This window comes from Sinomonas cellulolyticus (genome assembly GCF_014656475.1).
Lineage (GTDB): Bacteria > Actinomycetota > Actinomycetes > Actinomycetales > Micrococcaceae > Sinomonas > Sinomonas cellulolyticus.
The window spans coordinates 23116-33062 of sequence record NZ_BNCM01000022.1; the positions used below are offsets into that span (position 1 = coordinate 23116).

Annotated in this window: 12 protein-coding genes; 5 read left to right on the forward strand and 7 right to left on the reverse strand. The window is 68.6% G+C overall.

Annotated features, from left to right (window positions below; all coding sequences use genetic code 11):
• Positions 1-22 precede the first annotated feature (22 nt).
• The 3 genes from IE231_RS18450 to IE231_RS17640 all read left to right on the forward strand — a co-directional run bounded on the left by IE231_RS18450 (position 23) and on the right by IE231_RS17640 (position 1293).
• On the forward strand, positions 23-157 hold the full coding sequence (locus IE231_RS18450) for a hypothetical protein (protein ID WP_255430279.1): 135 nt from the start codon (positions 23-25) through the stop codon (positions 155-157).
• A complete protein-coding gene (locus IE231_RS17635; RefSeq protein WP_189695312.1) occupies positions 136-459 on the forward strand; it encodes an MFS transporter in 324 nt (107 codons plus the stop codon). The genes IE231_RS18450 and IE231_RS17635 overlap by 22 nt, the downstream gene beginning before the upstream one ends.
• Before the next feature lie 129 nt (positions 460-588).
• Positions 589-1293 carry a hypothetical protein gene (locus IE231_RS17640; protein ID WP_189695313.1) on the forward strand — a complete coding sequence of 235 codons (705 nt, stop codon included), beginning with the start codon at positions 589-591 and terminating at the stop codon, positions 1291-1293.
• A gap of 43 nt (positions 1294-1336) precedes the next feature.
• Here the strand turns inward: IE231_RS17640 and IE231_RS17645 are convergent, their stop codons facing one another.
• Together IE231_RS17645 and IE231_RS17650 are read right to left on the reverse strand one after the other, a co-directional pair.
• Positions 1337-1696, reverse strand: coding sequence for a HepT-like ribonuclease domain-containing protein (locus tag IE231_RS17645; RefSeq protein WP_189695314.1), 360 nt, complete (start codon positions 1694-1696; stop codon positions 1337-1339).
• A complete protein-coding gene (locus tag IE231_RS17650) occupies positions 1693-2133 on the reverse strand; it encodes a nucleotidyltransferase domain-containing protein (RefSeq protein ID WP_229867396.1) in 441 nt (146 codons plus the stop codon). Before IE231_RS17650 ends, IE231_RS17645 begins: the two co-directional genes overlap by 4 nt.
• A 226-nt stretch (positions 2134-2359) precedes the next feature.
• On the opposite strand from IE231_RS17650, the gene IE231_RS17655 reads away from it, so the two are divergent.
• Positions 2360-3166 carry an MBL fold metallo-hydrolase gene (locus IE231_RS17655; protein WP_189695316.1) on the forward strand — a complete coding sequence of 269 codons (807 nt, stop codon included), beginning with the start codon at positions 2360-2362 and terminating at the stop codon, positions 3164-3166.
• A 144-nt stretch (positions 3167-3310) separates the two neighbouring features.
• Here IE231_RS17655 and IE231_RS17660 read toward each other — a convergent pair whose 3' ends face one another.
• The 5 genes from IE231_RS17660 to IE231_RS17680 all read right to left on the reverse strand — a co-directional run bounded on the left by IE231_RS17660 (position 3311) and on the right by IE231_RS17680 (position 9343).
• Positions 3311-3640 carry a CHY zinc finger protein gene (locus IE231_RS17660; RefSeq protein ID WP_229867398.1) on the reverse strand — a complete coding sequence of 110 codons (330 nt, stop codon included), beginning with the start codon at positions 3638-3640 and terminating at the stop codon, positions 3311-3313.
• Positions 3641-3650: 10 nt separating this feature from the next.
• A complete protein-coding gene (locus IE231_RS17665) occupies positions 3651-4292 on the reverse strand; it encodes a biotin transporter BioY (protein ID WP_189695317.1) in 642 nt (213 codons plus the stop codon).
• A 153-nt stretch (positions 4293-4445) separates the two neighbouring features.
• Positions 4446-6161, reverse strand: a complete 1716-nt coding sequence (locus IE231_RS17670) for an alkaline phosphatase family protein (protein WP_229867406.1) — start codon at positions 6159-6161, stop codon at positions 4446-4448.
• 218 nt (positions 6162-6379) lie between these two features.
• Positions 6380-7873: an FAD-dependent tricarballylate dehydrogenase TcuA gene (gene tcuA, locus IE231_RS17675; RefSeq protein WP_229867408.1), complete on the reverse strand. Its 1494-nt coding sequence runs from the start codon at positions 7871-7873 to the stop codon at positions 6380-6382.
• Positions 7874-7945: 72 nt separating this feature from the next.
• Positions 7946-9343: an MFS transporter gene (locus tag IE231_RS17680; protein ID WP_189695318.1), complete on the reverse strand. Its 1398-nt coding sequence runs from the start codon at positions 9341-9343 to the stop codon at positions 7946-7948.
• Positions 9344-9473: 130 nt separating this feature from the next.
• Here IE231_RS17680 and IE231_RS17685 point away from each other — a divergent pair.
• Positions 9474-9947: LysR family transcriptional regulator (locus tag IE231_RS17685; protein ID WP_189695319.1), on the forward strand; the 474-nt coding region annotated here is incomplete at its 3' end.

Sequence of the window (9947 nt, forward strand, 5' to 3'; positions counted from 1 at the left end):
TCCTCTCCCCGCCTACCGCACCGTGACGGTGGCGGTGTGGGCGACCTACCTGTTCAACTGGATCGCCTGGTACCTGCTGCTCCTGCGGATGCCGACGGCGCTCAAGGCCCTCGGCCTCGGCGCGGCCGGAACCCAGTGGGGCTCGTCTTCACTCTGATCGGTCTTGCCGGATTCGGCATCGGAGGCCAGCAGCTCGCCCTGAACTACCTCATCGCGAACGCCTACCCCACTCAGCTCCGCGCCACAGCCACCGGCTGGGGCATCGGCATCGGCCGGCTCGGCTCCATCGTCGGCTCGGCCCTCGGCGGGGTGCTGCTCACCGGCCTCGGTCCGTCGGGCTACTTCGCAGCCCTGGCGGTGCCACTTGTCGTGGCGGGCGCCGCGACGCTGCTCGTGAAGTCCGCGCGCACCGAGGCCTCCGAGGGCGAGCTCGAGGCGGTCGCGGCAGGCGGCCACTGAGGCTGCCATAACGGAGGTGCACCGAACGACGGCGGGTGCGCGCAGAACCGGACACATCAGAACCTACCCCTCCCACTCGCGCAGCCCTACACTCCCCGGCAATAGTCAAATGATTTGGCCGGGGGCGTCATGGCAGATAACGAGGACGGTTACACAGAGAACCGTGCGGCTGACGAGCGCGGAGGAATGGATTCCTCGCTCAAACTGAGGCTTGAGGTCGGGGCGTTCATCGTATCCGTGGTCACGGTCCTGATCGGCATCGGAGGCTTGTACCTGACTGTCTGGAACGTGGGGCAGAGTGCAAAGGACGCCGTAGACGCCCAGTCAGTTGCCCGTCGTGCGGATGCCTACCGCACCTTCCTCGGCGCGGCAGGGGCATTTGACATTGCAGCCCAGCGCTACGCCGAAATTGCCCTCGCCAACGGCCGCAAGGTGCCTTCCGGTGCCGGTGAGGCCGAATTCAGCAATCTCAGCGACAAGTACACCCGGTTCGCCGAAGCCGCCTGGGGGGTCAAGTTCACTGAAAGCACCGGCGACGTGGAAACCGACAAGGAGGTTCTGTCGCGTGATGTGGACAAGCTCTTCCAGGCACTGTTCGCGGTTCACAACGGCGCGCCTCTGCCAGAAATCGTCAGCTCTACGCAGTCCATTGACGCCACGGTCACTGACGGACAAAATCACTTCGCCCGTGCCGCGCGATGCGAAATTGGACTGACCCTGTCCGACAACAGTACCGAGGCACCGCACATCGCTCCGTCGCCGCAGCAGTCCCCATGCCCGTCCAGACCGCCACTGTCCGATAATTCGTCTGGCTCGACATTCGGCGCCGAATAGCGACGCGGGGATCTATGGATCGACCGCTACAGAGGAGGCAAGCTCAATGCGGCCCCAACTCAACCAGGATCGCGCGGACGCGCTCCGCCTCGACCGGGAGCTGACGAGCCAGCGCGGCCCACAGGATGTCGTAGTCGATCTGGTCGTAGCGGTGGGCCACGAGGTTTCGGGTCGCCTTCATGGCCCGCCACGCGACCTCGGGGTGAGCGCCTGTGAACTCCTCGGGGAGGCGCGCGACAGCTTCTCCCACCTTGTGGAGGATCGACTCCGCGGCAAGCCGCAGCGCCTCGTCGGCGTCATACGCCGCCTTGCCCCTCGCAACGATGACCTCGGCCGCAGTATCGCAGAACCTCAGGAAGTCACGCAGGGCGCCCACAGTCCGCTCCCGCTCCCGGTCCGTCACAGGGCGACCGCCTCGTCCCGTATGGTCGACCCCGGGCGGAGGCCTCGTTCCGAAATGACGTCGACGCGCAGCCCCGTCAGATCCTCGAGCTCCACTATCAGCTCCGCAAGGTCAAACACGGTGGCGTCCGGCGCGAGCGTGACGAGCAGGTCAAGGTCGCTGCCGGACGTGTCCTCCCCGCGTGCGACCGACCCGAACACCCTCACATTCTCGGCCTTGTGCTCCTTGGCGGTGGCGAGGATCTGAGCGTGCTTCTCCGCGAGCACCGCCGAGGGCCGCGGCGGCGCCGCCAGCCTCAGGCGCGAGAGCATCGCGGCGGACGGCGTCCGCTGCCCGCTCTCGTAAGCGGCGATGTTCGGCTGGGCGACGCCTGACCGTGCCGCCAGCTCGGCTTGTGTGAGTCCCGCCGCGAGTCGGAGTCTGCGAACCTCTTCCACACAGGGATTATATCGAGTGATATGTCGGGCGCCACGTACCTCGGGCTCCGGCGAGCGGACGACGGCGGCCGAGCAGCCGCCGTCGTGCGCGATACCTCTTGCCGGTGTTCGCACAGCGTCACTAACGTGAGCGTGGTCGACCAGTCGAGGGAAAGAGGCCCCGGAGTGCACCACGACGACCTGCCCGAGGCCCACCGCGCAACGCCACCCGATCGGAGCCATTGCCATGCTGCAGCAGGTCGCTGAGGACGTCTTCGTCCACACGAGCGAATTCCTCCAGAGCAATTCGGTGATCGTGCAGGGCCGGGAGGGCGTCCTGCTCATCGACCCCGGCATCACGCGGGAGGAGACGGCAGCCATCGCTCAGGATCTCCACGAAAGGGGCCAGCGCGTCGTCGCGGGATTCTCCACCCACCCGCACTGGGATCACGTCCTCTGGCACACGGCCTTCGGGGAGGCAGCCCGCTACGGCACGGCGCGCTGCGCGGACTCGATCCGGGAAGTGGTGTCCCAGCCGGGCTGGGAGGCCCGGGTTGCAGGAGTCCTGCCGCCGGGGTTCGCCGACGACATTCCGATGGACCTGCTGGGACTCGTCACGGGCCTGCCCCCGGGCACAGAGCACCTCCCGTGGGACGGACCCCAGGTCCGGATCCTCGAACACCAGGCCCACGCGCAGGGCCACGCCGCCCTCCTGGTCGAGGAGCAGGGCGTCCTGATCGCGGGCGACATGCTCTCTGACATCCTCATGCCGTTCCTCAACGTGAACGCCAGCGACCCGCTCGAGGACTACCTTGCCGCGCTTGACCTCCTGGAGCATGCAGCGGCCGACGTGCATACCGTGATCCCCGGCCATGGGTCCGTTGGCGGAGCCGAGGAGCTGCGGGCACGGCTCGACCTCGACCGCACCTACGTGCGCGCCCTCCTCGATGGAAGAGGCGTTGACGATCCGCGGCTCGGCCCCTCCGCTCCGCTGGCTTGGCTGACCGACGTGCATCGGCGGCAGGTGCAGGCGCTCGCAGACCGTTCGGCGTGAGTCCCGCGGCCGGCCCATCCATCAGCCACTTAGAAGTAACCGGTCAAACCTGCCTTGATCCGTTACCCGGCGGAACCGAGCGCCCGGCCGAGCGCACGGTGAGCGGACGACGGCGGGCGCGCGCCCGCCGTCGTCCGCGTCACCTCAGCCGAAGTACAGGTGCCGGTGAGCCGCGCAGCGCTCGTTGAACCGGGCGCCGCAGTTCGGGCAGGACGTGGCCGCGAGATAGACGTCGACGGTCATCTCGCCCTTGCACACCCCGCACAGCACCGCCGGCTCCGACCACTGCGCCCGCGGCCACGTCTGCGCCTCGTGGTCGGCCTCCTCGGCGTGGCAGAGGTGGCACGGGTAGTACCGCAGGCAGCAGGCGAACCTCATCGCGACCACGTCCACGTCGGTGCGGTAGTGGACGCAGCGGGTCTGATCGTCAACGGTGGCACCGAAGACCTCCACCGGCCGCGCTCCCCCTCTCACTTCGCGCGCCTCACTTCACGCGGCGCACGAGCACATCCGGGAACGCCCGGTGCACGGCCACGGCGGCGATGGCCGCGACGGCGTCCTTGAGGAGGTCGCCGGGGTAGAAGACGAGGTCCGCGGCGAAGGCGGCCTGCCAGGAGAGCTTGAGGTTGAGCATCATGCCGAGCACGCCGGGCAGGTGCGAGGCGATCACGGTGACCACGGCCGCGGCCAGGAAGAACCACAGGGCACGGCGCTTGGCCGGCAGTCGCTTGATGATCTGCTCGGCGGCGATGCCCACGAGGAAGGCGGCGAGGACGAACCCCACGATGTACCCCGCCGATCCACTGGCCATCACCTGCAGCCCCGCCCGGCCGCCCGAGAAGATCGGCAGCCCGGCGAACGCGAGGACCAGGTACAGTGCCACCGCCGCTGCGGCACGGGCACCGCCGAGCGCCAGGCCGGTGAGCATGATAGCGAACGTCTGCAGCGTGATCGGGACCCCGAAGCTGCCCACGGGGATGCCGGGGACGATCGCCGAGACGGCGATGAACGCGGCGAACACCGACACGAGGGCCAGCGACCGGGCGTCCCACGTCCGGCGGGCGGGCCGGGGCCCGGGCTCGGCCGGGCGGTGGGGTGACGGGGCGGGGGTGGTCGGGTTGCTCATGGTTCCTCCAGAGGGTCCGGGAAAGGGTCTTGGAAGAAGGCTATGAAGCAGCACACCCGGCCGTTTTGTAGGGAAACCACCACGGGTGGTCCCGGTCTTTGGACCGATTCGCACAAGAGGTCCCAGGGTCCCAAGCGAAGCACGGGTCGGCGGTCAATACGTTGTCGCGTTGGGCAGGAGGACGGGTGGGGACGGGCTCTGGTTGAAGTCGAAGTCGTTCGAGAGGTCGCCCAGCTGCGCGGCGTTCTCCCGGACGTCGGGACGCGGATCGGGCCGTCCGTCCGTGGCCGGGTCCAGACGCTGGCCGTGGAGGAAGTCGTCTTCGATGAACTTCACGTAGGCGTCGTGGCTCAGGGTCTGGTGGTCGATGTAGCCCTTCTTCGCGTAGGGGCTGATGACGATCCCCGGAACCCGGAGCCCATAGCCGTTCTGGTCCACGGTTGGCGGCGTGACGTGGTCGTAGAACCCGCCCCAGTCGTCCCACGAGAGAAAGATCGCGGTGCTGTTCCAGTCAGGGCCGGACATGATCGCATTCACGAGGCCTGTGACGTAGGCCTGGCCTGAGCTGACGAGCGCAGGCGGGTGCTCGCTCACCGCGCCGGTCGGGTCGATCCAGCTCACCGCCGGGAGTGTTCCGTCCTTGGCCGCGGAGTAGAAATTCGTCAGCGACTGGATGTTGCCCAGCTGGCCGTCCTGTTTGACCGTGTCGAAGTACGGCAGAGGGTTCCAGATCCCCGGGGTCTTGGCATTCTGCGCCACGGGAGCACACGTGACGGCTGAGTCATCCCGGCAGTCGGGCTCCGTTCCGTTGAACACGTAGTAGCCCCACGGGACGTTCTGCTGGTGCAGCAGATAGGTCAGATCGGTCCACGCATAGTCGGGGGGTGCGAGGGTCTTGGCGATGGCGAGCAGCTTCTGCTTGAGCGCGTCGGGGATCTGGGCCTGGTCAATCGCCGTCTGGCAGGCAGTGTACGAGTCGGTCGCCTTGCAGTGCTGCTGGATGAGTGTGTGCAGTTCCTGGGCCACGTCGGGAGTGATGCCCGCGGCGTTGAGGGCCTTCTGGCACGCCGGCGCCTTCAGGCCCGCACGGCAGGCACCGATGATCGTATTCCTGATCCCGGCTCCGAAGTCCGGCGGGTTCCCCGGACTCTGCAGCGCATTGACGCACGATTGCGGATCGCCGGCAGTGCTGCACTTCGCGGACCACTCCGAGACCATGTACAGGTGCGAGGGCAGGCTCCAGGAGGCGTTCGGCTCGAACATGTGGTCCTGGAGCGTGAAGTCCTTCGCATAGGTCCAGTAGTTCGGGATGTCGCGCCCGTCGTGATAGCCCATGACGTCGGTCGTGGCCCCGCCCGCGCATGCCGGATCATTCGGGGCACAGCTCGAGCCGGCATGCTCGGCCTGGGCGATGAAGCCGTCCATCTTCCCGCCGTCCACGTCCGCGCTCGCGTTGGACTGCCCGTGCGGGCCTCCGGAGTTCTTGTCCGCCGAATCGTAGTACGGCCTGACGCAGCTTCCATGGGCCGGATCAGGGACGCAGACCGTCGGGACGCCGTTCTGCATGGGGATGCCGTCAGCACCGGGGAAGGTGCCGAAGTAGCTGTCGAAGGACCGGTTCTCCTGCATGATGACCACCACGTGCTTGATCTTGGAGATCCCGGACGCAGGCCCTGATGCAGTACTGGCCGTGATGGCCGTCGCCGCGACGTACCCGCCGCCGAGAACGAGGACCATGACGGCGAGCACGGAGAGCGCGGCCAGGGCCCGATGCCGCCGCGCCCATAGTGCAAGGCGCTGGCGCCTCGTCGGCCGCTGACCGAGGCCACGCGGCGTGGGGACCTTATCCGCGTCAGATGGTGCAGCCACGGCCACCTCCTCCTAGTGTCCGCCGATCCGCAGCATCGTCCTTCCACGGCCAGCCGGTATCCACAGGATAGGAGGCACCCGAGAGAGCTGTGTTCGGCCAACGTTCGGAGAACGTAAAGTCTCGCCTCGAGGTATGCGAACAGCGCGGCGAGCGGACGACGCCGGGCTCCCGCCCGCCGCCGTCCGCCCGCCTCAGGCGGAGGCGCCGCCAGAAAGCCTCAGGCCAGCGAGCCCGCGCGCCGCCCGAACACGACCCCGGCCGCGAGGCCTGACCCGCCGGGGTAGTTGCCCGCGAACAGCCCGCCGAGCATCTCCCCGCACACGAAGAGTCCTTGGATCGGCTCGCCGGCGGTGTCCAGGACCCGGCCATGGGTATCCGACTTCAGCCCGCCGAACGTGAACGTGATCCCGCACGTGACCGGGTAGGCGTAGAACGGGCCCGCGGTCAGCGGTGTGGCCCAGTTGCTCTTCACCGGGGTGGTCCGGGCCCGGCGCCCGTCCTTGATGTTGGGATCGAACGGGTCAGAGAGGTCGATCGAGGTGTTGTAGTCGTTGACCGTCTTGGCCAGCTTCTCGGGGTCCACTCCGATCTTCTCTGCAAGCGCCTCGAGGGTGGGGGCGGTCTTGACGGAGACGCCGGGCATGTCGTACTCCTCAGCGCGCAGCATCGGCCGAAGCGCGGCGTCGAAGATCTGGTACGCCACGGACCCCGGCTGCTCGAGCACCGCGCGGCCGAGCTTGGCATAGGTGTAGTTCCGGAAGTCCTCGCCCTCGTCCACGAAGCGCTCGCCGTTAGCGTTCACGATGATGCCCAGGGGGTAGCTCTGACGCGTGAGCCGGTTGGTCAGCTCGTGGTTCGACTCGTTGCCGGGCGTGAACGCGTCCCATTGGGTGGAGTGGCAGGTGGCCCAGTCTCCCGCCCGGCCCGCGCCGAGGGCAAGGGCGGCGGTGAGCATCTGGCCGGTGTTGAACGGAGTGCCGCGCACCTTCGCGTTCTCCCAGCCCGGCCCGAGGTGCTCGGCGCGCAGCTCGCGGCTGGCCTCGAAGCCTCCCGCGGCCAGGACCACGGACTCGGCGCGCAGTTCCTCCTCGGTGCCGTCGGCCCCGCGGATGGTCACGCCCACCACGGTGCCGCCCTCGCTCACGAGCCCTACCACGTCCTGCCCGAACCGGACCTCGGTCCCGAGCCGCTGCGCGACCGCGAGGTGGTCGTGCATGAGGCCCTCGCCCCCGCCCACGTTGCCCACGTGCAGGCCGCCCCAGAACAGGTAGCTGCCGTCGGGCCGCTCGTAGGCCTGCCGCTCGTACATGAGCCGGTACTTGAGGCCCAGGGAGTGCAGCCACCGCAGGCCCGCAGCGGACTCGGTGGCGAGCACCTCCGTCAGCTCCCGGTCGTTGCGCCCGTCCGTGACGTTCTCCATGTCCGCGGCGTAGTCCGCTGCGCTGTACGGGGGCACCTCGGAGACGGTCTGCCGCTCGTCCGGCTCGATGAAGTCCGCCAGGTCGGGCAGGCCCGCGTGGGCGATCCGGGTCGCCCCGGCGGTGTAGTAGCTGTTGCCGCCGAAGAGCTCGCGGGGCGCCTTCTCGAGCAGGAGGACCTTCCGGCCCCGCACGGCGGCGGCGTGGGCCGCGGTGAAGGCGGCGTTGCCGCCCCCGACCACGATCACGTCCGCCGCCTTGGTCTGGGTACGGGGCAGGTTCGACTCAGTCACAGGGATGATTCCGTTCTTTCCGGTGGGGGTGCTGCCGGCTTCCACCGGGCAGCGGGAAGGGTGTGTGGAGGCCTAGGCGGGCGAGGACTCGGTGCGGACGGCGCCCTCAGGGCGGCTGAGCCCCACGCCCTCCTCGGAGACCTCCTCGAGCGGCCGCCGGCCGGTGCGCGGGCCGAAGACGGCCACGGCCACCGCGACGATCAGCCAGCACGCGGCGATGTAGACGAACACGGCCTGGTAGCCGAAGGCCGAGAAGATCGAGGCCACGATCATCGGGCCGAAGATGTTCGCCAGGCGCCCCGTGCCGTACACGAGCCCGTGGCCGGCGTTGCGCAGCCCGGTGGGGAACAGCTCGGGGCTGTAGGTGTAGAGCAGTGTCGCGAAAGTCTGGATGAGCAGGTTCACGCAGAAGCCGAACACCACGATGGCCACGGGGTTGAACGTCAGCCCGTATGCGAGGCCGCTCGCCGCGGTGGCGAGGCTGACGACGACGATCGGCACCTTCCGCCCGAACCTGTCCGTCACGGGCCACGCGAGCAACGCGCCCGGGACGGCGCCGATGGTAGTCAGCGCGGAGAACCCGAGCGACTCCGCCACGCTGAAGCCGTGCTGGGCGAGCAGGGTGGGCACCCAGGCCACGAAGCCGTAGAAGCCCAGGGTCTGGAAGATCCACACGACCGCGAGGAAGAGGGTGGTGCGGCCCGTCTTTCCCGAGAACAGCGCGCGGTACCGGACCGCGCCCTCGGCGGGGAGCGGCGTCGTGCGCTGCGGCCCGGTGGCGAGCGGCGGAAGCTGCCCGGCGCCGGCCTCGAGCCGGGCAAGCGAGGCCTCGGCGGCGTCAAGCCGGTTGCGGTGGACGAGCCAGCGCGGGCTCTCAGGCAGGACAATCAGCGCGGGCACCGCGAACAGTGCCAGGCTGCCGAGCACGAAGACCCAGCGCCAGGTGTCGTGACCGAGAGGGACGATGCCGCGGGCTGAGAAGGACATCGCCGGGATCCCGGCCAGCCCCACGGCCATGACGGCGGCCTGCATGCGGCCGCGGCGCGCCCCCGGCATCACCTCGGAGATGTAGGTGGTGGCAGCCACGACCATGGCGGAGAGGCCCACCCCCGTGAGGAAGCGGAACAGGAAGAACGTGGGGACGTTGATCCCGGCGGCGTTGACCAGGGAGAAGGTCGAGAACAGCAGCGTCGAGAAGAGCAGGGCCCGCTTGCGGCCGATCAGGTCCGAGACGCGGCCGCCGAAGATCGCCCCGATCGCCATGCCGAGGAACGCCGCGGAGGTGACCATGGCGACGTCCTGCACGGAGAACGCGAGCTGCTTCACGAGGGCCGGGGCTACATAGGCGAAGGTGTTCAGGTCCCCGAACTCGAAGAGGAACACGAAGGCAAGGGTGACGAGCGCAATCTTGTGCGCTTTCGTGATGGGCAGGCGGTCCACGCGGGCGGCCGCCGTAGATGCGGTGAGCAACTCTATCCTCCTTGATAGAAGCGTCGAGGCTTGGTGCTTGCAATCAACTGCATCCATCCTTCAGCCGCGAGCGGCTCGGCACCAGCTAAAGTTGATGAAGTCGCCTTAAGGCGGGCTGTAGGGTCGGGGTATGGCGATGGATATTCGGCGCATGCTTGTGCTGGTCGAGGTTGCCCGGGCGGGGTCGCTCACAGCCGCTGCCGCACGCCTCAACTACACCGTCTCTGCGGTCTCGCAGCAGATCGGGCAGCTCGAAGACGAGGCCGGGCAGCCGCTCGTGGAACGCCGGCCACGCGGGGTGACACTCACCGAGTCGGGCCGCGCGGTGGTGCGCCATGCCGAGCAGATCCAACGCGCGGTCCAGGCCGCGCACGAGGAACTCGACGAGATTGCCGGCCTGCGCACCGGTACCCTCCGGCTCGGCACCATCCCGACCGTCACCGAGTCCTTCCTGCCCGCGGCTATCGCATCCTTCCGCGAGCGCCATCCGCACATTGACCTGAGGGTCCACAGCGCTCAGCGCTCGGGTATCAGGCGACTGCTCGACGCCCGCGAGATCGACCTCGCCATCACCTGGAGGCGGGAGGAACAGGACACCTCGGAC